Here is a 25,935-nt window from a genome sequence, read left to right on the forward strand (position 1 = left end):
ATAAAACGGGGAAAATAGCTATTATCTATATCCATGAAAAAGGATATCATCCTTGCGGGGGTTGGCGGACAGGGGGTATTGTCTATTGCCGCCATTATCGCCCAAGCGGCACTTGCCGAAGGTCTCTCGGTCAGGCAGTCCGAGGTTCATGGTATGGCCCAGCGGGGAGGGGCGGTTTTGGCGCACCTCAGGATTGCCGATGGGATGATCCCTTCGGACCTGGTTCCCCAGGGAGGGGCGGATCTGATTATCTCCATGGAGGTATTGGAAAGCCTCCGGTATGTTCCCTGGCTTGCCCCTACCGGAGCTTTGGTTACCGCGGCGGAACCTGTCATCAACATTCCCGATTATCCTGAAGTGGAGGAGATCCTCAAAACTATCATGGCCTTCCCCCTTTACCGGATAGTAGCGGCGGCGGCCCTTGCCAAAGAAGCGGGGCTTGCCAGGGCGGTAAACATGGTTATGGTGGGGGCGGCCTCACCCTTCCTTCCTATTTTGGAGGAAACCTTGGAAAATACCATTGCCGCTCAATTCGCCGCGAAGGCCCCGGCAACAGCGGAGGCAAACCGGCAGGCGTTCCGGCTGGGCCGAAATGCCGCTTCTTTACGGGAAGTTTTTTGATATGACCTACCAGTACTGGAATCCAAAGATGGAGACCCTCCCCCGGCCGGATCTGGAAGCCTGGCAGCTTAGGCAGCTTAAAAACATGGTTACCTATGCCCTGAGGACCCCCTTTTATAAAAAGCGGCTTACCGAAGCGGGGATCAAAAGTGAAGATGCTATTAAGAGCCTTAAAGATCTTAACCGTATCCCCTTTACCACCAAACACGATTTACGGGACGGCTTTCCCTACGGGTTTCTGAGTATCCCCCGGGAAGAGGTGATCCGGCTCCATGCCTCAAGCGGCACCACCGGTACCCCCACCACGATTTATTTTAATAAGGAAGATATAAGCCGATGGACCGGTTTTGTGGCCCGGTGTATCTACGGGACGGGATGTGATAAAACCGATGTGTTCCAGAATATGATTACCTATGGTCTTTTTACCGGGGGCCTTGGGTTCCATGCCGGGGGGGAAGAAGTGGGGATGCTGGTGATCCCCTCGGGGGCGGGAAATACTACCCGTCAATTTCGGCTTATGCAGGATTTTGGTACCACCGTGGTCCATGCCACCCCGAGTTTTCTCCTCCATGTGGAAGCCAAGATGCGGGAAGAAGGGGTGAGCCGGGAAAGCATCAAGCTTAGGAAAGCCTTTGCCGGGGCGGAACCCTACTCGGAAGACACCCGCCGTCGTATTGAGGAACTATTGCATATCGACGTATACAACTCCTATGGCCTTTCGGAGATGAACGGTCCCGGAGTAGCTTTTGAGTGCCCAAATAAAAACGGCCTCCATATTTGGGAGGACGGCTATATCGCCGAAATTGTCAACCCCGATACCTTGGAACCGGTACCGGAGGGGGAAACCGGGGAATTGGTCCTCACCATCCTCTGCAGGGAAGCCACCCCCATTTTACGGTACCGCACCCGGGATCTCAGCGCCTTTTATCCCGAGCCTTGTTCCTGCGGCAGAACCCATAGGCGGCTCCACCGCATCACCGGCCGCACCGACGACATGCTTATTATCAATGGGGTAAACCTCTTCCCCAGCCAAATTGAGGAAGTGATCATGTCCATCAAGGAAGTAGGGAATAATTACCTTATCGTGATCGAAAAAGAAGGGGTCCTGGACCGGATCACGGTAAAAACCGAGGTGGGACCGACTATCTTTATGGATGATGCCCGTCCCCTTAATGCCCTGAAGGAGAGGATCCGCAAAACCCTCCAGGCATCCATCACCATCAATCCCCGGGTAGAACTCCACGAATCGGGCAGCCTCCCCATATCCGAAGGCAAAGCCAAACGGGTCCAGGACAACCGCTCCCAGGATATATAACGCTTGGGGGCTCCCGGTTACGACTGTTCTGATAGCAGCATTTCCAGTCGATCCCGGATGGCATCATATTCCAAATTGTCCAATTGTTCCCTAAGCCACATTACCAGGTCTCCGTTGGATTCATATTTCCATTGTTCAATTTCCGATAAAACCTCTTCCATTATGGCGGGTTTAAACCGCTTGCTGGCATCCAATAATTTTTTAAGGAGGTCGCTGTCCGGACTGGCAGCCTCTTTTTTTTCAGGGCTCTGCTCCAACGCAGACTGCAATAATTCCCGGAGCTTGGTGAGCAGGGCTTCCACCCTTTCTATAAAAGCGCCGTTTTCCCCGCTCACCGTGTCGTAGTCCCCGGCCTTGGCGGCATGTTCCAGTTTTTCCGCCCATTGGCCGATCTCGGTGGCGACGATACCGTAACTCGATCCCTTGATACCGTGGACGGTCACGGCGTACTCGGGGAGCTTTTCCCGGGAAAGACCCTGGAGTTTATCCAGCAGATCCGGGGTATGTAACAGGTAAGACTTAAGGATATTCAGATATATCTTTTTTTCTTCGTATCGGGCGATCCCCGCCTCCACGTCCAGTTCCTCTACCGTAAAGCCGTTAAAATTCACGGGGGTATATTCCTCTTCCGCTTCGAGGATTTCGGCGGCATCGGCTTCTTCCCGCATCATCTCCGCCTGTTGCAGTCTCTCTTCGGTTTGTTTGTCCCGTACCCACTGGTTGAGGATAGTATCCAGCCGCATAATGTCGATGGGTTTCGAGATAAAGGCATTAAAACCGTTGGAAAGGAACATTTCCTCGTTCCCCACAATTGCGTTGGCGGTGAGGGCGATAATAGGTACGTTTTTTGCGTATTCCGTATTGATTTCATTACGGATAATCCGGGTTGCCTCTATGCCATCCATTTCGGGCATCATGTGATCCATAAATATCGCGTCATACCGCATCTTTTCGTCCCGGACTTTTGCGATGGCCTCTTTTCCGCTGCCGGCACAATCTATGGTGAGTCCATAGGGCAGCATGAGGCCCCGGGCCACATCCAGATTGGTGGTCACATCGTCCACTACCAGGACCCGGCCATAGGGCATGTAAAAACGGATAAGATTTTTCCCCCGACTGCGTTTATCATCCCTAAACCGGAAGGAACAGAGATTTTCTACTACCGCTTTGCCTATGGGCTGTTCATTGTCGAGCCGCTGCCGCAGGGTGACGATAAAGGTACTACCCTTGCCGTATTCACTTTCTACCCTGATGGTTCCTCCCATCATCTGGACAAGTCTTTTGGTAATGGAAAGCCCCAGACCGGTACCTTCAACCTTACGGTTTGCCTTGGTATCAAATTGACTGTATTCGACAAAAAGCTTATCCAGATCTTCTTTTTTTATACCCTTGCCGGTATCCGTCACAGTAAAAGAAAGGATAGCGTCATCTCCCTGTTTTTCCCACCGGATTCGCAGGATCACGCTGCCTTCATGGGTATATTTAAAGGCATTGGAGAGGATATTGCTTAATATCTGCTTTACCCGCAGCTCATCTCCATAAAGCTGGGAAGGAAGGGTTTCATCCAAATCCAGCTCAAAGTTGATAGGCTTGGAACCAATACGGACAATGTTAAGCTGTACCGTATCGTTAATCAGGCTTGGGGTATCGTATGATACCGGGATAAGTTCAAAACTGCCCGCCTCGATCTTGGAAATATCCAGGATGTCATTGATAATCCCCAAAAGACCGGACCCGGAATTGTATATTTTTTCCAGATCCTCATGGGTCTCCGGAGGAAGATCCTTTTGTATCTCAATTTCCGAAAGACCGATGATCGCGTTCAGCGGGGTACGGATCTCATGGCTCATGGTTGCCAGAAAGGCGCTTTTGGACTGGCTGGCCGCTTCCGCTTCCAGCTTTGCCTGTACTACCGAGGTAATATCGGTGATATCGATAAAGGTACCCTGGGTCTCCCCGGACAATTTATTGGCAATGATCTTAAAATACCGGGGCTCCCCATTGCGGAGGATCTCCTTAGTACCCTCATAGGCCCCCCCGTTATTCAGGATCTCGGCGATCATCATCTTGACATTCATATCCCCAAAAAGATCGAGGATGGGCCGCCCCACGGGCAGGGCGGGATTTTTAATACGGGCAAATTCCGCCAGGGGTTTACTGATGAAGGTGATACAGTTTAGTTCATCCACCAGGGCAATAAGATTGGGGGTAGTAGCCATGAGGGTACTAAAGGCACCTTCCGCCTTAACCGATGCATAGGTTTTTTGCCGGGTAAAACCGGCAATCAGATAGATAAATACGGAAGCGCTCAAGGCCATAACCCAATCGATGAGGAGGGTACTGATCCGGGTGATTCCCGTATCTTCTCGTAAGAAGGTCCCCGAAAAGGTTATGCATAAAATGATGAGATTGGTGATAAAAATAAATCTCAACATACTCCAGGGCTGAAAGTACACCCCCGCAAGGACACAGAGGCCAACATATACAATAAAATAATGCCGGAAACTCCCGATGATCACGCAGCCCACCGTATAGGAGATAAACACCACCAGGGGTGCCAGGAGGGCAAGCCACCGGATGTTTTTTATGAAATAGATCATCAGGAACAGACAAAGGACGGCGATGAAGGTAAAGACGATCATCTCCACCAATTTTTTGTAGGCCCCCTGGGCTACATAATCCAGACCGCGAAAAAATCCGAAGACGAATATGGAAAAAATCGCCAAACTGTTTGCCAGCCGGTAAAATAAGACGTCATCGATCCTATGGGGCAGGGTGATTTGTTTCATGGTATTCCCTTCTCCTCCGGTAGGCCAAATTATTAACCGTGACGATCCGCACAGCCCTCGGTATGATTTCTATGGTAAGTTCCGAATCAAAAAAAGCCTCCCCATCCAGATTGACCAGGAGGGGGGATTCGGAACTGATGGATACTTTCTTTACCCGCCGCAGGGAACAGAGCGAGGGATATTTATAGTAGTGCCCTTTTAAATAACCGGTAATAAACCTGAGAACCTGAAGGGAACTGACCTTCTGCCCGATAATCATATCCAGCTTTCCATCGTCCGGTACGGCGGTGATAACCGGAGACTTACCGGAACCGTAACAGGGGCCGTTGGCGATATTGATGAGACTGTAGTCGCCGCTTAAATCCTCCCCGTCGGCGTCTATCTCGTAGCGTTGACCGATAACACTCTGATCAAAGGCCGCCCGCACCCCTCCGATAACGTAAAACAAACTGTTTAGGGCGGAAAAACGGAAACGGAGCTTTTCAAAACGCCGGTTCAATGAAAGGGTCCTGATCACCGAAGCCGCTTCCAGGCCCACCATACAGAAGTTCAGGGCACAGTTGTTCCCGCAGTGGATCACATCCGTGGGGATCACCGGGGAAGTAATCTGTAATTCAATATTGCGGAATTCCTCATAATGCTCGTCCCCAAAGGAACGGACAAAATCACTGCCGGTCCCATAGGGCATCAGAGCCAATTCCGTATTGGGGGCGCCTATGATACCGTTAAGGCAATCAAAGATGATCCCGTCCCCCCCCAGGGCATATACCCGGAGGATCCGGTCCGGGTCCATCCGCCCGATCTGATTTCTAATGACACTGACCGCATCCCGGGGATAGCGGGAGATATGGATAGTATACTCCGGTCCGGGATTTTTTTTAAAATAATCCTCTATCCGCGAAAGGATCCGGGACCGATCCGTTTGCAGGGGAAAAGATTTAGGATTGATCACAAAGAGATGTATGCGTGTTTCATCCATAAGCAGGCTTCCCCAAAAATTTAATTTATGTTTCTAACCGTTCGCGAATGGCCTCATATTCCAGATTATCCATCTGTTCCCGGAGCCATTCCACTAAATCTCCTCCGGATTCGTATTCGTATTCTTCAAGTTCCGCTAGGATATCTTCCATCACCGTGGGCTTAAACCGTTTACTGGCGTCCAACAGTTTTTTCAGCAGGTCCTTGCTGGGAGTGGCGGCCTTCTGTCTTGCGGAACCATCTTCCGCAGCGTCCCGTAACAGATCCTCAATACCCCGAAGGGCCGCTTCCACCTTCTCAATAAAAGCGGCGGTTTGGCCGCTTACCTTTTCGTAATTCCCCGCCTTTGCGGCATGTTCCAATTCCTCCGCCTCTCTGCCGATCCCATCGGCGCAGATACCGAAACTGGAACCTTTTATTCCGTGGACCGTTATGGCATATTCCGGCAGGGTCTCCCGGGAAAAGGAACGAAGTTTCTTCAAAAGTTCCGGGGTATGGATCATATAGGAACGGAGGATCCCCCGATAGGCCGTTTCCCCCTCGTAACGTTCTATTCCCGCCTTGAGATTGATACCGTCAATTTTCACATTCTCCGGTATGCCGGCGCTGGAATTCTGCGAAGCTTCAGCCTGCTGGGAAGGTTCCTGTTCCACCTTCCAGAGGGTTTCTTCACTCTGCTTGTTCCGAACCCACTGATTTAATATAACATCCAGCCGCATGATATCAATAGGTTTCGCCATAAATGCGTTGAAACCCGCGGCCATGAACATTTCTTCATTTCCCACCAGGGCATTGGCTGTCAGGGCAATAATCGGTACGGTCCTGGCGTACTCCGTACCGATTTCATTGCGGATAATCCGGGTCGTCTCAATACCGTCCATTTCGGGCATCATGTGATCCATGAATATCGCATCATATTTTACCGGTCCGTTCCGAATCTTTTTAATCGCTTCCTGTCCGCTCTGTACACAATCGATGGTCAAACCATAGGGAAGCATCAGTCCCTTGGCCACATCCAGGTTGGTGACCACATCGTCCACCACCAAAACTTTTCCGTAGGGCATGCGGACCCGGACCAGATTTTTGCTCCGGGTGCGCCGGGTCTCAATAAACCGGAAGGACTTGAGATTTTCCGCGACCTCAGGTCCGATAGGCCTGAGATCGGTGATTCCCTGGCGAAGCCGGATCGTAAAGACGCTGCCCTTGCCATATTCGCTTTCCACGGAGATATGTCCATCCATCATTTCCACCAGTTTCTTGGTGATGGAAAGTCCCAGTCCGGTCCCCTCGATCTTGCGGTTCGTCCGGGTATCCAACTGACTGTATTCTGAAAAAAGCTTGCCCACATCCTCTTTTTTGATACCGATGCCGGTATCACTGATAACAAAGACGATAAGGGCATCCTCACCCTGTCTTTCCCAACCGATATGAAGAAGTACCGTTCCTTCCCGGGTGTACTTAAAGGAATTGGAGAGGATATTGTTCAAAATCTGCTTTACCCGCAGTTCGTCCCCGAAAAGCCGGGCCGGCAGAGTATCATCAATATGCAGTTTAAAGGAGATGGGTTTAGAACCGATGCGGACGATGTTTAACTGAATCGTATCGTTGATCAGGCTGGGGGTATCGTATTGTACCGGGATAAGCTCAAAATTACCCGCCTCAATTTTGGAAATATCCAGGACGTCGTTGATTATTCCCAGGAGGATAGAACCCGAATTGTATATCTTTTCCAGATCAACATGGACGTCCTCGGGGAGATCCTTTTGCAACTGGATCTCCGAGAGGCCGATAATCGCATTGAGGGGGGTACGGATCTCGTGGCTCATGGTCGCCAGAAAGGAACTTTTCGCCTTTGAAGCCGCCTCCGCCGCCTCCTTGGCCCGCAGGGTTTCTGTAACATCGTGAAAGAGGATCATAACGCCCTCTACCGTGCCGGACTTGTCCCGCATGGCGGTGGTATTGGTGGTATAGATCCTGAATTCGCCGCTGCCGGTAATGTCCAGCGTTTCTTCCGTTCTTATGGTTCCCTGTTCGGTCATGGCGCGGCCTATGCAGGCGACGGTATGTTCCGAAAAAGCATCGTTGTTGAAACGCCTGAAAACCTCGGAAAAGTGCAGTCCGTTGACAAGGCCGAAATTCTGTATCCCCGCCATTTTAAGAAAGGTATCCGTGCAGTAGGCAAAGCGTCCCTCGCCGTCCAGCAGTATGATGACGTTGGAACTGTTTTCCAGCATCATGTTCATGAATTTTTCCTGCTTGGTCTGTTCCTCTTTCAATTTTGCGGCAAGTCCGTCCCGGATGGCGGATACTCTTTCAAAGCGCATCATCGTATTTTGCTGATTGGCAAGCAGACGATTGAGTCTTTTTACCTGAATCTGTAACGAGGCGTTTTCTTCCCGCAGGGCCTGTACTTCTTCCGCTGTTTCCGTCATTGCCGCCTTCTTATAAAATACAGATGATCAGAGAGTCGTTTTGCAAATGGTTTACCACCCTGCTGCCGCTGATCTGGGAGGGGAATATCTCCCCCGCGGAATACACAAAATGGTAGGGCGTGTCCTTAAGACATTCCTTTACTTTTTCATGCTCCGCCAGGGGCTGCATACCCAGAGCCCAGTTGCGTCCCGCGCAGGAATACATCAATATCCCGCGGCCTTTGGCTGCCGCCTGGGCTTCGGTCACCTTTTTTTCGGTGGAATTCACCACATCCTCGAATCCCATGGTGGCCAGGGCGACGGTGGAATTAACCGGGACAGCCCCGCACAGGATCAAACCGCCGTCTTCGGTACCGTTGATACAGGCCCGGACCAGCATGGAACCATCTTCCAGATAAATAATGAAGGGCATGGCCTGCAGGCCCATCACATCGTTACCTTTAACAAGTCCTATGGATTCAATGTACTTTATGGCGGGCATGTTGTTTATGGTCTGCACAATGTTACGGTTTACCCCGGTTATGACCGCCTTTTGTTTGAGAACGTTTTCTGCATTTACGGAGACGCTTAAAAATTCAGGAGCCGCGTTGCCCACCAGGACAGTCAATGCCATAGAGGCCAGGTAGGATTCGCCGTTGCAAATCGTATAGGACCTGCTGAAATCCTGTTCGCTGGAGATGGCCAGGGTACCGAAGGCGGGGATGCCCCCGGAGAGGGCATCGAGCTTTTCGACAAATTCGTCCCCTCCCACATTGAACAGAAAGGGAACAAAGGGCATCAGCATGGCGGGCTTTTCGGAAAGCCCCGCCGTGATTCTGTTGTAGAGTTCCGTAAGGGGAGCGTCAACGGAATCAGTAACAGGCCCCGAAACGCCGCTTATAAATTGTACGTCGTCGCTGGTCAGCACCGTTACCGTAAGACCCATCTGGCTCATGCCGGATGCTGTCGAAACGCTCATGGTGGTCGAACCAACGGTATCAAAGGGGAGTTTTTCCGAAAGGGCCTTAACCACCCCGCTGTCCACAAAATCGCTATAGCAATGTATGATGCCCAATGAATTGGTTAAACGATTATGCTCCAAATCCAACTGTCCCAACAGATCCGACACTGCCAGATCCACCTCATCGATCTCTTCCGTAAATGCGGTAAAAAATTTAATCATAACCGTACCTCCATAAAATAAAAAAGCAGTATGCTCCATGAAATTTTTGGAATTCCCCCAATATGTCTTATCTGACGGGAGACGCTTTTATGGAGTCTACCAAATTTTCATGGATGGCTTCAAAGGCATCTATCACTCTGCCGTCAAAGTTTTTATTTTTTCCCTCAATGATGATCCGGTACGCCTCAAGGTGATTCATCCCCCGGCGATACACCCGGTCGGCTACCAGGGCGTCATAAACATCCGCCACCGCCATAATGCGCCCGCACAGGGGGATTTCATCCCCGGCGAGCCCTTTGGGATATCCCTTTCCGTCAAACCGTTCGTGGTGGGATGCGGCGATCTGCTTGGCGTATAGCAGATACTGCTGGGTAGGGGTCCGGTCAAACATGTGGGCCAAAATTTCCTCCCCGATGGAGGTGTGCTGTTTCATGATGTTAAACTCTTCATCATCCAGCCGATCGGGTTTGAGGAGGATCCGGTCACTGATGGCTATCTTTCCGATATCGTGGAGGGGCGCCGCCCGGACCATCATTTCCAGATCCGTGGGGGTCAGTTTATCCATAAACATCCCATTTTCGATCAACTTTCGGCCCAGGATCCCCACATACCTTGAGGTACGAACCACATGCTCCCCGGTATTTTCATCCCGGCATTCGATAAGTTCCGCAAAGGACAAGGATATATTCTCCGAAAGTTTCGCCACCGTCTTTTCCAACTGGGCCTGGTAGGAGGAAAATCGCAGGTGCAGTTCTATCCGATGCAGGAGGATACTTTTTTCTACCGGTTTGGTGATAAAATCCCGAGCCCCCGACTGAAGCCCCCGGACTTCGATTTCGGTATCGTGGTTTCCGGTAAGAAAAATAACCGGGATACTTCCCAGATAATGGTTAAGCCTGAACCGTTTTAAGGTCTCAAACCCGTCCATCTCGGGCATTTCGATATCCAGGAGGATCAGGTCCGGTTTTTCCTGCATACAGATCTGCAATGCCATGGCGCCGGATTTAGCGAGGGATACCTCATAACTCCCCCCAAGTTGAGCGCCGATCTGTTTGAGACTGGAGATATTGTCATCCACCACCAGGATTTTATGCATAATCCAGTCTGTCCCCTTCAAATTTCAACACCGGCAGCGTCTTTATATCCAAAGCCGCCACGGCATCCCGGGCAGCCACAAAAGCGTCTACCACCCGGGGATCAAAGGCACTTCCCTTTCCATCAAGGATCATTTGGAAGACATCATCGTAGTCCATGGCCTTGCGGTAAACCCGGTCGGTTAAACAGGCGTCATAAACATTGGCCACCGCGAGGATCCGGGCGCAAAGGGGAATGTCCTCCCCGGCGAGGCCGTCGGGATAGCCCGTACCGTCATACCGCTCATGGTGCGATCGGGCGAGATGGATGGCCAATTCCAGGTACTCCTCTTCCGGAAGACGCTCATAGATCTTTTTCAAAAACCGGGCCCCAATAATGGTATGCTTTTTTACCTCGTCATATTCTTTTTCGGTCAATTGTTCCCTTTTGAGAAGCAAAACATCACTGATGCCGACTTTGCCGATATCGTGGAAGGGGGTGGCCCGGATAATCCGGTTCAAATCCTTTTCGGTAAACTCCCCCGCAAAGGTCCCCTCCACCAGCAGTTCCTTGCCGATAAGCTCCACATATTTTCCGGTCCGCAGTACATGGCCGCCCACATTACGATCCTTACATTCGATAAGCTCCGCAAAGGAGGCAACGATGCTGTTTTCCAGTTCCATTACGGTACGTTCCAGGGAGGTCTGATACGCGGAAAATTGGAGGTGGAGTTCCAGCCGGTGGAGCAGGATATCCTTATTGGCCGGTTTGGTGATAAAATCCATGGCCCCGGACTGGAGGGCCCTGATTTCGGTATCCATGTCCCGGTTGCCGGTAAGAAAAATAACCGGTATTGGGTTAAGTTTCGGGTCTGCTTTTAACCGTTTTATGGTCTCAAAACCGTCCATTTCGGGCATTTCAATATCCAGGAGGATGAGATCGGGCTTTTCCTGTTTACATATTTGTAACGCGAGGGGACCGGATTTGGCCAGAGAAATTTCATACCGGGGGGTAAGTTGAGCGCCGATCTGCTTAAGGCTGGATAGATTATCATCCACTACCAGTATCTGCTTTGCCATACTCCTATCCATAATATCCGGGCGATTCCCATATTTGATAAAATCTATCATGAATTGAATCAATCTGCAAGACACTCCGGGCGGACCTGTCATTCCAGGCGGCCGGATAACCCCGGGTTTATCTGTTGACTGGAAGGCGGGGTCCGTATCCCGGAACTCGGCTCCCGGGTTCTTCATTGAGGTATTGAGGGAATCCGGTAAATAGGTATATTATAAGCCTGTAGGGCTCCATTTCTTTCTCAAAAATTTTTTTGTAAGGAAAAATTATGATCTTTAATCCTGAATATGAATGCATGGATGGGGAAACCCGAAAACGGCAGCAACTGGCCCATCTTAAAAACCAGGTAGAAAAACTCTATGCCGTGGTACCCTTCTACCGGGAAAAAATGGATGACCTTGGGATAAAACCCCGGGACATCCACACCCTAAAGGATATCGAAAAGCTGCCCTTTACCACTAAGGATGACCTGCGGGAGACCTTCCCCTATGGGCTGCTGGCCTGTCCGAAGTCGCTTATTGAGGAAATCCACATGTCATCGGGAACCACCGGAATCCCCGTGGTAGACGCTTATACCCATAAGGATATCGAAATCTGGGGGGAATCCATGGCCCGGACCATGGCGGCGGCGGGGTGTACCCGGGATGATACGGTCCAGAATTGTTACGGATACGGTCTTTTCACCGGAGGACCGGGGGCACATTACGGCGCCCGGGTATTGGGGGCAAATGTTTTGCCCATGTCATCGGGGAATACCGCCCGGCAGCTCCAGGTGATGCAGTCCTTTGGGTCCACCATCCTTACCTGTACCCCCTCTTATGCCCTGTATATGGCGGAGGAAGCGGAAGCGGCGGGGATAGATTTAAAAAAACTTCCCATAAACAAGGGCTGTTTTGGGGCCGAACCCTGGAGTGAAAACATGCGGAAGGAGATCGAGGCCCATTATGATATGAAGGCCTACGATATCTACGGACTTACCGAGATCATCGGACCCGGGGTGGCCTTTGAGTGCGAAGCCCAGGATGGGCTCCACATCAATGAGGATCTTTTCTATCCGGAAATCATCGATCCCTATACGGGACAGACCCTGCCCTATGGGGAAAAGGGGGAACTGGTCTTTACCACCCTGACCAAAGAGGGAACCCCGCTGCTCCGTTACCGGACCCGGGACATAACCTACTTTATAACCGAGCCCTGTTCCTGCGGCAGAACCACCCTGCGGATGCACCGCCTTTTCGGCAGAACCGACGATATGCTCATCATCCGGGGGGTCAACGTCTTCCCCAGCCAGATAGAGCATGCCCTTATCGAAATTGAGGGAACCGAACCGCAGTATCTCATCATCCTCAACCGGGGGACTTCCCACCTGGACGAAGTGGAACTTCAGGTGGAGGTAAAAAAGGAATTTTTCAGCGATGAAACCCGGGATCTGGAGGGATTACGGACCAAGATCGAAAACGTGATGAAATCCAAACTGCAGATCAGCCTTAAGGTCAAGCTGGTGGAACCAAAAACCATAGAACGGTCCATAGGCAAAGCAAAGCGGGTTATTGACAACCGTAAGATATAAGGGGGAATTATGCAGATTAAACAAATATCGGTGTTTCTGGAAAATAACGCGGGCCGTCTGGCGGAGGTGACCAGGGTTCTCGCCCAGGGAGGTATCAATATCCGGGCCATCTCCATCGCGGATACGGCGGATTTCGGTATCCTCAGGCTTATTGTGGACAAGGATGCCGAGGCCCTCACGGTCCTTAATGCCGCCGGATTTACTACCCGGGAGACCAATGTGGTGGCGGTGGAAATCAGTGATACCCCGGGAAGCCTGGCCAAGGTGATGGAGTTATTCCAAAAAGCCAATGTCAATATTGAATATCTCTACGCTTCCCTGGAAGGGAAAACCGGCAAGGCGGTGGTTATTTTTAAGCTGGAAAATTTTGAAATAGGGCTTAAAATTATAGAAGACCATGGTCTTGCTATGATCGACCATTTTTAAGGCGCTGAATGAACCTGCCCGCCCTAATGGCGGGACAGGGAACCTCCGGCGAATAGAGGGGCAAAAATGAAGATCTTAATGGCTGCCAGTGAAGCTGTTCCTTACGCAAAAACCGGAGGCCTCGCCGATGCCGTATCCGCTTTAGCTATTGCCCTGGCAAAATTGGGTCATGAAGTGCGGATCGTTATTCCCCGGTATTACTCCATAAACCGGGATAAACTCACCAAACTTGAAGGCGCCCTGGGGGTTCCCGTGGGGGGAGGTGAAGAATGGAGCGCCATTTATACGGCACGCCTGCCGGGGGCTCCTCCCAAGAACCCCATCTCCGTTTTTTTTATCGATCACGAAAATTTTTTCGGCAGGGACGGTATCTATGGGATCCCTGCGGAGCCTGATTTTCTTGATAATCCCCGGCGGTTTACTTTTTTTTCCCATGCCGTGTTTCAACTATGCCGGAAACTTTCCTGGTATCCCGATGTGCTTCATGCCCATGACTGGCCGACGGCCCTGGTTCCGGTTCTCCTTAAATTCGGGCAGCGGACCGGAGAATTTGCCAAAACCATTTCGGTCCTGACGATCCACAATTTGGGGTATCAGGGAATTTACAGTAAGGATAATTATTACTATACCAGGCTGGGGTGGAATGTTTTTTTTGAAGCCGGGTTAGACGACTGGAATATGATGAACTTTCTTAAAGCGGGGATCAACTGTGCCGACAAGCTGAATACGGTCTCCCCGAATTATGCCCGGGAAACCCAGACCCAAGCCCACGGCTTCCGCCTGGACGGAATGCTCCGATACCGGTCCGCGGATTATTCGGGGATCCTCAACGGTATAGATACCGACGTCTGGAACCCGGCCAAGGATACGTTTATTCCCCAGCCCTACAGTATTAAAAATATGGCGGGGAAAGCCAAGGCCAAGGAGGCCCTGCAACGGGCCTTTGAATTGCCCGGGGATCCTCAGGTTCCGGTCATCGGTATGGTAACCCGGCTTACCGAACAGAAGGGCGTGGGAGCCCTGTTTGGTCCCTCCTACGGTTCCGCCTGGTCTATTTGCCGGGATATGAATATCCAGTTTGTCCTGTTGGGTACCGGTGAAGCCTGGTGTGAAAATGAGGTCCGAAGTCTCTCCTCGCGCTTATCCAATTTTAAGGCCCGGATCGGATACAGCGAAGACTTAAGCCACCTGGTGGAAGCGGGGAGCGATTTCTTTCTTATGCCGAGCCGTTATGAACCCTGCGGCCTTAACCAGCTTTATTCCCTCGCCTATGGGACCCCCCCCATAGTACGGAATACCGGCGGACTCGCGGATACGGTGGAAAATTTCAACCAGGAAACCGGGACAGGAACGGGATTTATGTTTGATGATCTTACTCCCAACGCCATATACGACACCACCGGCTGGGCGGTGTGGGCTTATTACAACCGCCGGTCCCTGGTAGAGGCCATGCGTATTACTGGAATGAGGCAGAATTTTTCCTGGAAAAAATCAGCGGAAAAGTATGTCGAATTATATAAAAGCGGCCTAAACGCCCGTAATAGCAACCCATTTTGAAAATATCGGGATACCATGGTATATTCCCGCCTACTGGCTTATGGTCCGTCCGACAGGCGGGTGACCAGAACCTCCATGACCCGGTGACGGAGGGTCTTTAAGACCTTAACGGAAAGATCCTTAAAAACAAACTGATCCCCCTCCCGGGGCGCCCCTTCCAGGTTTTCAATTACCCAGCCTCCTACGGTAAGGGCTCCGGGTTTCCCCTCCCCTTCATCCAGGAAAAAAAAATCAAAAAAATCCTTTAAGCCGGTATTACCAAGAATTGTATAGCCCCCCCCTTCCAGGGGGATAATGTTGGTCACCACCTTTTCATGTTCATCCCAGATTTCACCTACCAACTCTTCCATAATATCTTCTATGGTGATAATCCCCATGGTTCCGCCGAATTCATCCACCAGAACCGCCATATGGGACTTTTTTTCCTGGAGGATCTTGAGGAGCCCTGAAATTTTCATGGATTTGGTGATAAATACCGCGGGTTTGACAATCTGTTCCAGGGGGCGTTTTTGCGTAATCACCTGGTAGAGGAAATCCTTGAGCAAAATAACTCCGATAATATTATCGATGGATTCCTTAAAAACAGGCAGCCGGGAAAATCCGGTATCGAAAAATTTCTGTTTAATGGTTTCGGTGGAATCCGTGAGGGAGACCGCGGCCACATCCACCCGGGGGGTATAAATATCATTGGCGGTAAGATCGTCAAACTCAATGGCCTGACGGATCATGTCCTCCTCTCCCTTATTAATGCCCCCCTCTTGCCGTACTTCCTCCACAAAGGTGAGGAGTTCCGCCTCGGTCACGGAACGATCCGAACGGATCCTGAAAACCTTGAGAATAAATTGTTTCCAATGGGTAATCAGCCGGTTTATCGGAGAAAAAACGATCAACAGGCCCTTTAACAGGGGAGCGGCAAACATGGCGTATTGTTCGGGGTTTTCTTTCGCCAGGGTTTTGGGGGAAATTTCGCCGAAGAGGAGGACCAGTACGGTCATCACCAGGGTCGCCAGGCTGACCCCGGCATTGCCGAAAAAGCCGACAAATAACACCGTGGCTAAGGCGGAGGAGCTGATATTGACGATATTATTTCCGATAAGCACCGTAGACAAAAGCCGGTCATAATTTTCCGACAGGGCAAGGACCAGGGCCGCCCGTTTATTCCCCTGCCCCGCCAGATTTTTTATTCTTATCCGGTTTAACGATGAAAAGGCGGTTTCGCTGGCCGAAAAAAAAGCGGAACCCATGAGCAATAAGCCGAGGGAAATAATAATACCAATACTAAAAGAATCCATTTGTCTTTTAATTCTTATACGATTTTGACGTCCCTGTAAATATATCCTGCCGCCTTGACAGGATCTTTCTCCTCCCCTATATCTATAAGTATGGATGAACATCGTATACCCCTCCGCTCGGAGGTAAACCGGCAAGATACCTGGGACCTTTCCAAGCTCTACCCCAATGATGGGGATTGGAAAAAAGGCCTAGAAGCATACGAAAAAATCGCCGAAAGGATTCCCGGTTTTCAGGGAACCCTGGGCAAGTCCGCGGAAGCCCTGGCGGATTACCTGGACTTTGTCCGGGACTTCAATATCCTGGAGGAACGCCTAGGGGTTTATGCCGAACTCAGGCAGACCGAGGATGAGGGGGATGCCGCCGCCCGGACCATGACCGGTCGGTTCATGATGGCCGCGGCCAAGGCCCAGGCTGCGGGATCCTGGGCGGTTCCGGAGATCCAGGCCATCCCCGATGAAACCATGGAAGTCTTTCTGGTTCATCCCCGTTTGGGGGAATATACGATATACCTCAAAAAACTCCTCCGGTATAAGCCCCATGTGTTGAGCGACCGGGAAGAACGGCTCCTGGCCCTCCATGCCGAGGGGGAAAACATCGCCGCCGACGCCTTTTCGGTGCTTACCAATGTGGATATGGACTTCGGTTCTATCGACACCCCCCAGGGGAAGCGGCCCCTCTCTCATTCCACCTGGTCCGTGTTCATGGAAAACCCTGACCGGGATATACGCCGGCGGGCCTACGAAGCCTTTTACCACTGCTTCAATTCCCACAAAACCACCCTGGGGGCCCTCTATGCGGGGCAGGTCAAACAGGACGTGATCCGGGCCCGGATCCGGGGGTACCCCTCCGCCCGGGCAGCGGCGCTTTTCCCCGACCAGGTTCCCGAAGGGGTCTACGATAACCTGGTGGCGGTGGTAAACCAAAATCTTGCCCCCCTGCACCGTTATTATGCCCTGCGGAAGCGGGCCCTCAAACTGGATACCCTGCGGCACTACGATGTATACGCCCCCATCACCGCCGCCCCGGCAAGGAAGACCTCCTGGGACGAGGCGGTGGATATGGTTACCTCGGCTCTGGCTCCCCTGGGACCGGAGTACACGGGGGTCCTCGCGGCGGGGCTCCGGGGCCGCTGGGCGGATCGGTATGAAAACAAGGGAAAACGGTCCGGGGCCTTTTCTTCGGGGAGTTATACCGGGGAACCCTATATCCTGATGAACTACAAGGAAGACAGCATCCGGGACGTGTTCACCCTGGCCCACGAGGGGGGACATTCCATGCACTCCTGGTATTCCGCCCGATCAAACCCCTTTATCCACTACGGGTACACGATCTTTGAGGCCGAGGTAGCCAGTACCTTCAACGAGGAACTCCTCTTCCGTTACCTTAAAAGTCACGGTACAGGGGAGGAATTCAAAACCTCCATCATCAACCACCGGGCGGATGATATTCTCTCCACCCTGTACCGGCAGACCATGTTCGCCGAATTCGAGGCCCGCACCCACGAGCTGGAAGAAGGGGGCGTTCCCCTGACCACGGAACTCCTCCGGGAAGAATATCGGAAGCTGCAGAAAACCTATTTCGGTCCGGAAATGGTTTTGGAAGAAACCAGCGATCTGGAAGGTCTGCGGATTCCCCATTTTTACCGGGCTTTCTACGTATATAAATACGCCACCGGGATCTCCGCTGCCCTGGCTCTGGCAGAACGGGTCCTCTCCGGTGGAGTGCGGGAACGGGATGACTATTTTGCCTTCCTTAAATCCGGAGGTTCCCGGTTTCCCATGGAGTCCCTGAAAGTGGCGGGGGTGGATATGTCCTCCCCCGCTCCGGTGGAGGCGGCCTGCGGGGCCTTCGGTCGGCTGGTGGAGGAACTGGAGGGGCTTATCCCCTAGACTGGTAGGACGGTGGCGAAACCGGGTTTAAAAAACTTGAGTTTTGCACTTCAGGGTTGAATGCGGGGTACTTGGGGCAGCTTTAAATTTTACATTTTTTAACCTATATTACTTGACAAAAATAAATTCATTTGATAACATATTAAATATATAGGATTAATATATAACAGGAAAATGGTAAGGAGTGAGGGGATGTTTAACCGTTCAACTATTATGGAGGTCTTGGAACTGCTGCCTAAATCAACGGCGGAAACCATCTATATGACCTTCGCGTCCACTTTTTTTGCGTGCCTTTTGGGGCTTCCCCTGGGAATCTGGCTGTACAGTGTCTCGCCTCCGGGACTGATACCCCGAAAGGTCATCTACAATATCATTTCCCGGGTGGTGAACCTGTTCCGTTCATTTCCCTTTATTATATTGATGATACTCCTGATGCCCCTGTCCCGATTCATCATACGGACATCCATCGGGCCTACGGCGGTGGTTATCCCCCTGTCCATTGCCGCCGCGCCCTTTGTGGCCAGGGTGGTGGAATCGGCCCTGCAAGAGGTGGATTCCGGCTGTCTGCTGGCGGCCCGGGCCATGGGTTCCACCAATTTTCAGATAATTTACAAGGTACTGGTACCGGAAGCGCTGCCGGCGCTGATTTCGGGGTTGGCCCTGACTATCATCAACCTCATCGGATATTCCGCCATGGCCGGGGCTATTGGTGGCGGTGGGCTGGGAGATATGGCCATCCGTTACGGTTATTACCGGTTCAGGATGGATGTGACCGCCGGAGCCGTGGTGGTGCTCCTGTTTCTCGTAGAGGGGGTTCAGTTGGGTGGATCTGCGGTAAGCCGCTTGCTGCTTTCAAAGCGGTAAAAGGGTAATTGGCGGGATATCGGTTTTTTCCGGTATTCCTGCTTTATATATAGTTTTTTTAAAATTATGGTCTCTCAGGACCATCGTATTTTAAAAAAATCTCTACAAAATCCAAGGAGGATTATATGAAAAAAAGAATACAATCTGTATTCAACGGAAAACAGCGCTTTTCCGTACCGGGCGCTCTGGCGATAGCCGCGGCGCTTATCCTGGCCCTCGCCTTTGTGCAGCCCGTGGCTGCCAAAGGCAGCGGAGAAAAGGCCGGAACCACCGTCCTGAAGGTCGGCGCAAACCCCATACCCCACGCGGAACTGCTTAACCTGATAAAGGACGATCTGGCTGCCGAGGGTATCAAGCTTGAAGTGGTGGAGTTTACCGACTATATCGTGCCCAATACGGCGCTGATTTCCGGTGAACTGGACGCGAACTATTTCCAGCACGTTCCATATCTTGAATCCAATGACGACTGGAAGGCAAAGCTTTCCTTCCTCTACGGTATTCATGTGGAACCCTTCGGGCTTTACTCCCAGAAATACAAGTCCGTAGCGGACCTGCCTCCGGGGGCGACCATCGCCATCCCCAATGATCCCGCCAACACCGGCCGGGCCCTGCTGCTCTTCCAGGCCAACGGCCTTATCAAAGTGAAACCCGAGACGGGATTGCGGCCCACAGACCTGGACATCATCGATAATCCCCGGGGGTTCAAGTTCCGCTCTTTGGAAGCGGCCCAGCTGCCCCGTTCCCTGGCCGATGTTGACGGCGCTACCATCAATGGTAACTATGCCCTGGAAGCGGGACTCAACCCGGTTCGGGACAGCATTATTCTCGAAGGCGCTGAAAGCCCCTATGTCAACGGCGTAGTGGTACGGAAGGGGGATGAAAACGATCCCCGGGTGGCGGCCCTGAAAAAAGTCCTCCAATCCCAAAAGGTGCGGGATTACATCGCCTCCCACTATGACGGCGGTGTAGTAGCGACCTTTTAAGGAACCGATTCCCCAGGCTTAGTTTGGGGATTGCCTCAAGGATAGCCGCAAAAGGTCCACAACGGGCCTTTTGCGGCTGTCTATTATATGGTAACATGAAAGCCATGAAAACGATTTATATTGCCGCTGGATGTTTCTGGGGGGCGGAAAAATATTTCTCCCTCATCAGGGGTGTTTGCCGTACCGAGGTTGGTTATGCTAACGGCAGCACGGAAACCCCTTCTTACGAAGAGGTAAAATACCGGGAAACCGGCCATGCCGAGACGGTCCTGGTGGAATACGATCCGGCGGTGATAAGCCTGTCCTTTCTGCTGGATCTTTATTACGAAGCCATTGATCCGACTTCGTTAAACAGACAGGGGGCGGATGTAGGGACCCAGTACCGTACGGGTATTTATTATACCGACCGGGATGATCTGCCCGGGATCAAAGAATCCCTGGAGAAGCTCCGGGAAAAAATCGGCGCCCCGGTGGCCATAGAAGTGAAACCCCTGGAAAATTTTTATACCGCCGAAGAGTACCACCAAAAATACCTGGAAAAAAACCCCGGCGGTTACTGCCATATAAACCAGTCCCTGTTTGATCGGGCTAAGGCGGCAAAACTAAATTAATACCTTCATTTGAGTAACCATGGAGTAACCGGCTCCCATGATGCCTAATAACTAAAAATCTAGTCCAAATTATAATAATTCCATCCGGAAAGGGGGAATTGAATAAGGCTGGATATACATAGTAGACAGAGAATCATGCTGAATTGCGATGGAAGAAAGCAAGGTATATATCCCGGTTGAATTGAACCAGAGGCTGTATGAGGCCGTGGAGAAACGCTTGATGATAAACCGTGAAAAAAGGCTACACAGGAAACCCTCCCTGTCAGGGAGGAGGAGGTCAGAACCCGGCGGCCTGACTTCGGCTGGATTTTTGTTACTGGACAACCACCCCTTTTCGGCTAGAATAATTATTAGGCAATGCGGCCCCTTGACCAATCTTTTTGTTTGTTATATATTTTATTCACCACGACGCAGGGTAGAGCAGTTGGCAGCTCGTCGGGCTCATAACCCGGAGGTCCCAGGTTCGAGTCCTGGCCCTGCTAAAAAATGCGCCCTCTCCGGAGGGCGTTTTTTTGTCTATATGCAGGACTCGAAGGGTTTCCGCCGCCGACCAGCGGGAGGACCAGGGGCCATGGATGGCCCCGTCAGGCGGAAACCCCGGCCTGGAGTCCCGAAGCAAGGATGCTGAGGGATAGAGGGCGAGTCCTGGCCCTGCTAAAATGAGACACCCCCACCAGTGGGGTATATTGGACTATCTAAACACCAGGAATAGTACGTCGTACCGGTCCTGGCGGGGAACTTCCCATTCAAGAGGCGTTCCTAATCATTGCAGAAACCCGAATGACATATAAGACGACATAGAAAACCCGTCTTCCTTGTCATTCCGCAAGGATTAGGGAAATGAAAAAGCCTCTCCCCTTTTCTGTGTTCAAGAGGGCCAACCGGCCCTGTTACGTAGTTGCCTTCAAAAATCCGCAGACCGGCAAGTATCTTCCACCAATCAGTACCAGGCAAGTAAGCGAATCGGCGGCAATACAGACCGCCTTTGGGTGGTTCCGGGACGGGATACCACAACAAAACGGCAAAACCATAGACATCAAACGGTATTCCCTACGGGAAATGGCGAAGGATACCGATTTAGCCCCGGATGATGTGGACTTCATCATCGGTGAATTACAGCACCGGGGTATCCTGAAAAAGGCAGTCCTAGCCGGAACCCGGCAAGACCGGGATTTTCCGGATTTCCTCATCAATTTCTGGGACTATGACAATTCCCCCTACGTCAAAGAAAAACTCCGGAAAAATCACGGCATACATCGGCGGTATTGCCGGGAACAGTCCGGAGCGGTCCAAAAATACTGGGCCCCCTTCTTTTCCGGGAAACTCTTAGGGGAGATAAGGCGGCAGGACATAGAAGCCTTCATCGAGTATTTTGAAACCCTGCCCCAAAAGGGTAAATCCATTCCAAAGTCAGCAAAACGGAAAAACACCATCATTCAGGCGGGGACTATCGCCCTGTCGTGGGCCTTCAACAAGGAAATGGTAGACCGGGACGTAACCCAGGGCATCACCTGGTTTTCCGGCAAGGCGGCGGAACGGCAGATATTGACCCCGGAACTGATGCAGGCGGTGTTTAAGGTTGAATGGCCGGATGAACGGGCCAAATTGGCGAATATGCTTGCCATGGTAAGCGGCATGAGGGCGGGGGAGATACAGGGACTCCGGGTACAGGATTTGGGAAAGGATTGCCTCTATGTCCGGCATTCGTGGAATCGGCAGGACGGCCTTAAAACCACCAAAACCAATGAAAGCCGGGTTGCGGAGGTTCCTTTTCCGGGGCTTATGCGGGAATTGTTGACCTTAGCCGTACACAATCCCCACAGACAGAGTATGGACGGCTATGTGTTTTGGGCGGAACAAAAAGCGGACAAACCCATGGAGCAGGCGATATTCAACCGTACCTTGCGGGAAGCCCTGGTACGAACCGGTATGAGTGAAAAATCGGCCAAGGTATACACCTTCCATGGATGGCGGCATTACTTCACCTCCTATATGCGGGAACGGGTCAACGAGAAACTATTAAAACAGCAGACCGGACATAAAACCCTGGATATGCTTGACCACTATTCGGGGCATCGGCTGGTGGGAGACCGGGAAAAGATACGGGAGGCCCAGATAGAGACTTTCGGTAATTTGTTACCTGAACAACCTACCGAGCCCCTCATAGGCCGGGGTTCCCCTCCGGATAGGTCTGGGGCTGTCATGGAAGCATAATCTTAACGGATGTAAGGCTGTTTTCCCGTAAAAAATCCAAAAAAAACTAAAAATATTAGTTTTTTTGTGAATGGAGGGCCTCCCCAATGCAACTGTATAACAGGAGGATTATATGAGTGAATATTCAAGCAAGTGGGAACAGGTAGAAAATGGATTGGCCGAAATAGCGGCGGAAATTACCGCATTGGGTGACATGATACCAACCTTAATCCAATACAGAGAGGACATGGAACCGGGAACCCCCAGGGGGATAAAAATCCTTCTTACGGAAATACGGAAACGCACTGAGGACTTGCGGAAATATGTGGGCAGTAACTTTCAGCGGGTTAAGACCGGACAGGACGGTCAATCTTGCGGGGGGCCATCGGCTTGAGAGAGGTAATAGCCCCGGACTTGATTGAGGGTCCGGGTAACGGCTATGACCGCCTCATCAAAGGACTTGTTCAGGATAGCAGGCACATCAGGCGGTAAAGCCCCCTCCGGCTTGAATAACTCATAGGGTTCGATATTTAGGGCGGAGGCAAACTTTACCAAAGTCAGGGGAGAAAGCCATTTGTTGCCATTTTCAAGATTGCTCAAAAAATTGACGGAAATATCAAGTTTTTCGGCCAAATCAGCCTGGGAGAGGTTCCGGCTAATGCGGTATTTTTTGATATTCAGGCTTAGAATGCCCCGTAGTTCCTGTTCGGTCATAATCCACCTTTTGGAGAATGTTTTATTCTATTATTGGATAAATGGGATTGACCAACACCTAATAAGAAATGTTATAATTCTCCAATAGAACATTTTGAGGGCTAAAATACCCAAATAAACAGGAGGATACAAATGAATTCGCCGACAGGTTTCTTTCCTTTTTTGGTAATCGTTGCGGTAGTTATTATAGGTATCATTGTTTCCAAGAAGCAGGAAAAAGAAGATGCCCAGGATTTTGATGATATAAGCACCAGTGATGAATTTAAGCAAAGAAAACTAAACAAAATTGTCAGAGTTTCACTTTCCGGCGGGTTAATCGGGGCCATCGGAACTAACCCACGCAAGGCATTGAGCCAAACAATACACAAATATAATACCGCCGGGTGGAATTGTCACCAAATACTTCCTCACACCACACGAAATATTTTCATAATGGTTCTACAAATAATTATTCTTGTGGTAACACTGGGAATATGGACCTTTGGAGCCGGATATTTGGTTTTGTTTGAAAAGGACATAACTGATTACGCCAATAAGCCCGAATAAGGGGTGTATTCTACGAATATAGGCAGGAGAAAAATATGAAAAAGATAGCTGGTCTCATGGTGATTTTGACGGTTCTAGGGGCAGTATTGGTCTATGCCGATGACTTTGAGGATAGAATTGACGTTTTAATCGCAAAGAGTGAACCGGATGTGGTAATACGTGATGCTATCACATATAACAGTAATGAGAATTATCCTCTTGCCCCTATTAAGTATACTCTTGAGCAGGAAATAGAAACCCTTCTTCTTGACATGGGTATTGATGTTGGTTCCGTCCGGTATGTACGTATCCCGAATCATCCGCTTAGGCTTAAATTACGGAAATTAATTAGTAATTTTGCTTATATCGACAGTATTGTTCTTACCAAAGCGGAAGATATAAGCAAACTTGCGGCTTATAGAGATAGTTTCTGATTTAGGAGACAAATACAAAATAGTAGCCTGGTTTCATCCATACCGCTTGACTTTATCCAATAGCGATGTATTATTTCTCCAATGGGATATATCCCATAAGAGGGAAATATGCAAAACTTTGGCAAGTTTCTTGATGTGGTCAAGAAATACGCAGAAGCGTATGGGCAACTTGAATGTATTCAAAAGGACAAGGCTTTTGACTTTGTTCCCGAAACCGGAGACCAAAAGACTGGCGTAATAGGAGAAGCCTTTGTTTTTGAGTATCTGAAACGGCAGGGACACCCCGATCTTGAATTCGGCAGTGCCGCACAAAAGGCATGGGACATAAAGTACCCATTCGGATTAGCCCCCAATGGGGTGGTTTTGGTCCAGGTCAAGACCGTCTCCGCCTTCGCAAAAGCCAGGAGGATTTCACCCATACACTTTGCCCCGGACTATTGTGAACTGTATCTGGTTTCACTGGATAAACAATTGATACCGGATAATATGTGGAAACCGAAGGGGTATGACCGGGCAAAAGTAAAGGTTCGACATGGGGGAGAAGTCGTCATTGGAACGAGAATGCCCAAAGACGCAAATGACACCGCAAGCGGCTTTACGGGGCTTGAAAACATCTTTGAGGATTTCAAGGGGGCATTTCCGGAACTGTACATATAAAGGAGATCCCAAAGAAGGCCATTTCCTTGTGTCTAAGAGTATTTAGCCCTATCAGAGCACGTCAAAAGCCCTTCGAGTGCAAGGAAAATACCTTCTTTGCGTTCGGAAGGGCTGTTTTATTGCCCAGAAAGCCTCTTGTTTTTTACAGCTCCGAAGGGATAAGCTAATAAGATAGGGAAAAAAATATCAATGCAAGACGAAGATTTAACAGAACAAGATATGCTGAAAAACCTACTGAATGAATTAGAATCTCATCCTACACCCAACTATCCGGTAAATTTAGCCGAAATTATAAAAACAAACCTAAGCGAACGAGTAAAAAATGAAGTGAATTCTTATATTCAGGAATATAAAAAAAATATAGATGCCAATATTTTAACGCCCAAATCTGAGATACAGGCCAATGTTTTTTCTAACCCAGAAACAGTGCAGGTTGAAATTGACAAAACGATAGCCATGTTACTTAAGGAATGTCTTATCAAAAAGGTCAAAAATGAATATAGGATAACAACACTTCTATCAAAAATACAAGCGACCTTAAAAATAAAGAAAATGGATAATTTAATTACTTATCCTGAAATTGAAGAAATTGATAATTTCATTATCACCTATTTAAAAAGCAAGAAAGGTAATTCATTGCAAGACGCATTACGGGTTGAAAAAAACCGAACAATTACGAACTTGAGAGTCGCACTATCTTAGGCAGTTTTATAGAGAAAAGCGTCAGTACGCATGGAGTCAATAATATTGCCGAACACCCTGAAACGCTTT

Annotated in this window: 23 protein-coding genes and 1 tRNA gene; 16 read left to right on the forward strand and 8 right to left on the reverse strand. The window is 50.3% G+C overall.

Translation table 11 applies throughout. The features are described from left to right. The first annotated feature begins 33 nt into the window (after positions 1-33). Positions 34-621 (forward strand): indolepyruvate oxidoreductase subunit beta, encoded by a 588-nt coding sequence (locus LQZ21_RS02430; protein WP_411042550.1) that lies wholly within the window; start codon positions 34-36, stop codon positions 619-621. A gap of 1 nt (position 622) precedes the next feature. Further along, entirely contained in the window at positions 623-1,936 is a 1,314-nt protein-coding gene (locus LQZ21_RS02435) for a phenylacetate--CoA ligase family protein (protein WP_411042551.1), read from the forward strand. 17 nt (positions 1,937-1,953) lie between these two features. Here LQZ21_RS02435 and LQZ21_RS02440 read toward each other — a convergent pair whose 3' ends face one another. From LQZ21_RS02440 to LQZ21_RS02465, 6 genes are all read right to left on the reverse strand, one after another. Further along, positions 1,954-4,725, reverse strand: a complete 2,772-nt coding sequence (locus tag LQZ21_RS02440; RefSeq protein ID WP_411042552.1) for an ATP-binding protein — start codon at positions 4,723-4,725, stop codon at positions 1,954-1,956. Further along, on the reverse strand, positions 4,700-5,704 hold the full coding sequence (locus LQZ21_RS02445; protein ID WP_411042553.1) for a diacylglycerol/lipid kinase family protein: 1,005 nt from the start codon (positions 5,702-5,704) through the stop codon (positions 4,700-4,702). The genes LQZ21_RS02440 and LQZ21_RS02445 overlap by 26 nt, the downstream gene beginning before the upstream one ends. A gap of 25 nt (positions 5,705-5,729) precedes the next feature. Next, positions 5,730-8,135, reverse strand: coding sequence for a PAS domain-containing sensor histidine kinase (locus LQZ21_RS02450; RefSeq protein WP_411042554.1), 2,406 nt, complete (start codon positions 8,133-8,135; stop codon positions 5,730-5,732). Between the two features lie 10 nt (positions 8,136-8,145). Beyond that, positions 8,146-9,297, reverse strand: a complete 1,152-nt coding sequence (locus LQZ21_RS02455; protein ID WP_411042555.1) for an FIST N-terminal domain-containing protein — start codon at positions 9,295-9,297, stop codon at positions 8,146-8,148. Positions 9,298-9,364: 67 nt separating this feature from the next. Then, positions 9,365-10,393, reverse strand: coding sequence for an HD-GYP domain-containing protein (locus LQZ21_RS02460; protein ID WP_411042556.1), 1,029 nt, complete (start codon positions 10,391-10,393; stop codon positions 9,365-9,367). After that, on the reverse strand, positions 10,386-11,450 hold the full coding sequence (locus tag LQZ21_RS02465; RefSeq protein WP_411042557.1) for a response regulator: 1,065 nt from the start codon (positions 11,448-11,450) through the stop codon (positions 10,386-10,388). Before LQZ21_RS02465 ends, LQZ21_RS02460 begins: the two co-directional genes overlap by 8 nt. Before the next feature lie 266 nt (positions 11,451-11,716). Between LQZ21_RS02465 and LQZ21_RS02470 the strand changes: the two genes are divergently transcribed. The 3 genes from LQZ21_RS02470 to LQZ21_RS02480 all read left to right on the forward strand — a co-directional run bounded on the left by LQZ21_RS02470 (position 11,717) and on the right by LQZ21_RS02480 (position 15,001). Next, positions 11,717-13,018, forward strand: a complete 1,302-nt coding sequence (locus tag LQZ21_RS02470; protein ID WP_411042558.1) for a phenylacetate--CoA ligase family protein — start codon at positions 11,717-11,719, stop codon at positions 13,016-13,018. Between the two features lie 9 nt (positions 13,019-13,027). Next, a complete protein-coding gene (locus LQZ21_RS02475) occupies positions 13,028-13,444 on the forward strand; it encodes an ACT domain-containing protein (RefSeq protein ID WP_411042559.1) in 417 nt (138 codons plus the stop codon). 66 nt (positions 13,445-13,510) lie between these two features. Then, positions 13,511-15,001, forward strand: a complete 1,491-nt coding sequence (locus LQZ21_RS02480; protein WP_411042560.1) for a glycogen synthase — start codon at positions 13,511-13,513, stop codon at positions 14,999-15,001. 38 nt (positions 15,002-15,039) lie between these two features. Here the strand turns inward: LQZ21_RS02480 and LQZ21_RS02485 are convergent, their stop codons facing one another. Beyond that, positions 15,040-16,293, reverse strand: a complete 1,254-nt coding sequence (locus LQZ21_RS02485; RefSeq protein ID WP_411042561.1) for an HlyC/CorC family transporter — start codon at positions 16,291-16,293, stop codon at positions 15,040-15,042. A 90-nt stretch (positions 16,294-16,383) separates the two neighbouring features. Between LQZ21_RS02485 and pepF the strand changes: the two genes are divergently transcribed. The 7 genes from pepF (at position 16,384) to LQZ21_RS02520 (ending at position 23,228) form a co-directional block, all read left to right on the forward strand. Then, positions 16,384-18,183, forward strand: a complete 1,800-nt coding sequence (pepF, locus tag LQZ21_RS02490) for an oligoendopeptidase F (RefSeq protein WP_411042562.1) — start codon at positions 16,384-16,386, stop codon at positions 18,181-18,183. 174 nt (positions 18,184-18,357) lie between these two features. Continuing rightward, on the forward strand, positions 18,358-19,047 hold the full coding sequence (locus LQZ21_RS02495) for a methionine ABC transporter permease (protein ID WP_411042563.1): 690 nt from the start codon (positions 18,358-18,360) through the stop codon (positions 19,045-19,047). Positions 19,048-19,172: 125 nt separating this feature from the next. After that, on the forward strand, positions 19,173-20,030 hold the full coding sequence (locus LQZ21_RS02500; RefSeq protein ID WP_411042564.1) for a MetQ/NlpA family ABC transporter substrate-binding protein: 858 nt from the start codon (positions 19,173-19,175) through the stop codon (positions 20,028-20,030). Positions 20,031-20,134: 104 nt separating this feature from the next. After that, on the forward strand, positions 20,135-20,641 hold the full coding sequence (gene msrA / locus LQZ21_RS02505; protein WP_411042565.1) for a peptide-methionine (S)-S-oxide reductase MsrA: 507 nt from the start codon (positions 20,135-20,137) through the stop codon (positions 20,639-20,641). 409 nt (positions 20,642-21,050) lie between these two features. Continuing rightward, positions 21,051-21,123 (forward strand) — tRNA-Met (locus tag LQZ21_RS02510). Between the two features lie 358 nt (positions 21,124-21,481). Then, the gene (locus tag LQZ21_RS02515; RefSeq protein ID WP_411042566.1) at positions 21,482-22,855 is read left to right on the forward strand and encodes a tyrosine-type recombinase/integrase; all 1,374 of its coding nucleotides are present in this window, start codon (positions 21,482-21,484) and stop codon (positions 22,853-22,855) included. Between the two features lie 112 nt (positions 22,856-22,967). Continuing rightward, positions 22,968-23,228, forward strand: a complete 261-nt coding sequence (locus LQZ21_RS02520) for a hypothetical protein (RefSeq protein ID WP_411042567.1) — start codon at positions 22,968-22,970, stop codon at positions 23,226-23,228. Here LQZ21_RS02520 and LQZ21_RS02525 read toward each other — a convergent pair. Next, complete coding sequence (locus tag LQZ21_RS02525) at positions 23,201-23,548, reverse strand: helix-turn-helix domain-containing protein (protein WP_411042568.1); 348 nt, start codon at positions 23,546-23,548, stop codon at positions 23,201-23,203. The two genes, LQZ21_RS02520 and LQZ21_RS02525, sit on opposite strands and share 28 nt — an antisense overlap. 132 nt (positions 23,549-23,680) lie before the next feature. Between LQZ21_RS02525 and LQZ21_RS02530 the strand changes: the two genes are divergently transcribed. The 4 genes from LQZ21_RS02530 (at position 23,681) to LQZ21_RS02545 (ending at position 25,866) form a co-directional block, all read left to right on the forward strand. Beyond that, positions 23,681-24,094 (forward strand): hypothetical protein, encoded by a 414-nt coding sequence (locus LQZ21_RS02530; protein ID WP_411042569.1) that lies wholly within the window; start codon positions 23,681-23,683, stop codon positions 24,092-24,094. A gap of 35 nt (positions 24,095-24,129) precedes the next feature. Further along, on the forward strand, positions 24,130-24,507 hold the full coding sequence (locus LQZ21_RS02535; protein ID WP_411042570.1) for a hypothetical protein: 378 nt from the start codon (positions 24,130-24,132) through the stop codon (positions 24,505-24,507). Between the two features lie 108 nt (positions 24,508-24,615). Beyond that, positions 24,616-25,164 carry a hypothetical protein gene (locus LQZ21_RS02540; protein WP_411042571.1) on the forward strand — a complete coding sequence of 183 codons (549 nt, stop codon included), beginning with the start codon at positions 24,616-24,618 and terminating at the stop codon, positions 25,162-25,164. Positions 25,165-25,353: 189 nt separating this feature from the next. Beyond that, positions 25,354-25,866, forward strand: a complete 513-nt coding sequence (locus LQZ21_RS02545; protein WP_411042572.1) for a hypothetical protein — start codon at positions 25,354-25,356, stop codon at positions 25,864-25,866. The last annotated feature ends 69 nt before the right edge of the window (positions 25,867-25,935 follow it).

The organism is Treponema sp. TIM-1 (assembly GCF_046533115.1).
In the GTDB taxonomy this organism is placed as follows: domain Bacteria; phylum Spirochaetota; class Spirochaetia; order Treponematales; family Breznakiellaceae; genus JAIRMO01.

Coding starts and splice junctions, on each gene's coding strand:
- LQZ21_RS02540 (WP_411042571.1), top strand. CDS start 24,616: ATGCAAAACTTTGGCAAGTTTCTTGATGTGGTCAAGAAATACGCAGAA.
- msrA (WP_411042565.1), top strand. CDS start 20,135: ATGAAAACGATTTATATTGCCGCTGGATGTTTCTGGGGGGCGGAAAAA.
- LQZ21_RS02480 (WP_411042560.1), top strand. CDS start 13,511: ATGAAGATCTTAATGGCTGCCAGTGAAGCTGTTCCTTACGCAAAAACC.
- LQZ21_RS02445 (WP_411042553.1), bottom strand. CDS start 5,704: ATGGATGAAACACGCATACATCTCTTTGTGATCAATCCTAAATCTTTT.
- LQZ21_RS02515 (WP_411042566.1), top strand. CDS start 21,482: ATGAAAAAGCCTCTCCCCTTTTCTGTGTTCAAGAGGGCCAACCGGCCC.
- pepF (WP_411042562.1), top strand. CDS start 16,384: ATGGATGAACATCGTATACCCCTCCGCTCGGAGGTAAACCGGCAAGAT.
- LQZ21_RS02485 (WP_411042561.1), bottom strand. CDS start 16,293: ATGGATTCTTTTAGTATTGGTATTATTATTTCCCTCGGCTTATTGCTC.
- LQZ21_RS02530 (WP_411042569.1), top strand. CDS start 23,681: ATGAATTCGCCGACAGGTTTCTTTCCTTTTTTGGTAATCGTTGCGGTA.
- LQZ21_RS02495 (WP_411042563.1), top strand. CDS start 18,358: ATGGTAAGGAGTGAGGGGATGTTTAACCGTTCAACTATTATGGAGGTC.
- LQZ21_RS02475 (WP_411042559.1), top strand. CDS start 13,028: ATGCAGATTAAACAAATATCGGTGTTTCTGGAAAATAACGCGGGCCGT.
- LQZ21_RS02545 (WP_411042572.1), top strand. CDS start 25,354: ATGCAAGACGAAGATTTAACAGAACAAGATATGCTGAAAAACCTACTG.
- LQZ21_RS02440 (WP_411042552.1), bottom strand. CDS start 4,725: ATGAAACAAATCACCCTGCCCCATAGGATCGATGACGTCTTATTTTAC.
- LQZ21_RS02455 (WP_411042555.1), bottom strand. CDS start 9,297: ATGATTAAATTTTTTACCGCATTTACGGAAGAGATCGATGAGGTGGAT.
- LQZ21_RS02525 (WP_411042568.1), bottom strand. CDS start 23,548: ATGACCGAACAGGAACTACGGGGCATTCTAAGCCTGAATATCAAAAAA.
- LQZ21_RS02520 (WP_411042567.1), top strand. CDS start 22,968: ATGAGTGAATATTCAAGCAAGTGGGAACAGGTAGAAAATGGATTGGCC.
- LQZ21_RS02450 (WP_411042554.1), bottom strand. CDS start 8,135: ATGACGGAAACAGCGGAAGAAGTACAGGCCCTGCGGGAAGAAAACGCC.
- LQZ21_RS02430 (WP_411042550.1), top strand. CDS start 34: ATGAAAAAGGATATCATCCTTGCGGGGGTTGGCGGACAGGGGGTATTG.
- LQZ21_RS02500 (WP_411042564.1), top strand. CDS start 19,173: ATGAAAAAAAGAATACAATCTGTATTCAACGGAAAACAGCGCTTTTCC.
- LQZ21_RS02465 (WP_411042557.1), bottom strand. CDS start 11,450: ATGGCAAAGCAGATACTGGTAGTGGATGATAATCTATCCAGCCTTAAG.
- LQZ21_RS02460 (WP_411042556.1), bottom strand. CDS start 10,393: ATGCATAAAATCCTGGTGGTGGATGACAATATCTCCAGTCTCAAACAG.
- LQZ21_RS02535 (WP_411042570.1), top strand. CDS start 24,130: ATGAAAAAGATAGCTGGTCTCATGGTGATTTTGACGGTTCTAGGGGCA.
- LQZ21_RS02470 (WP_411042558.1), top strand. CDS start 11,717: ATGATCTTTAATCCTGAATATGAATGCATGGATGGGGAAACCCGAAAA.
- LQZ21_RS02435 (WP_411042551.1), top strand. CDS start 623: ATGACCTACCAGTACTGGAATCCAAAGATGGAGACCCTCCCCCGGCCG.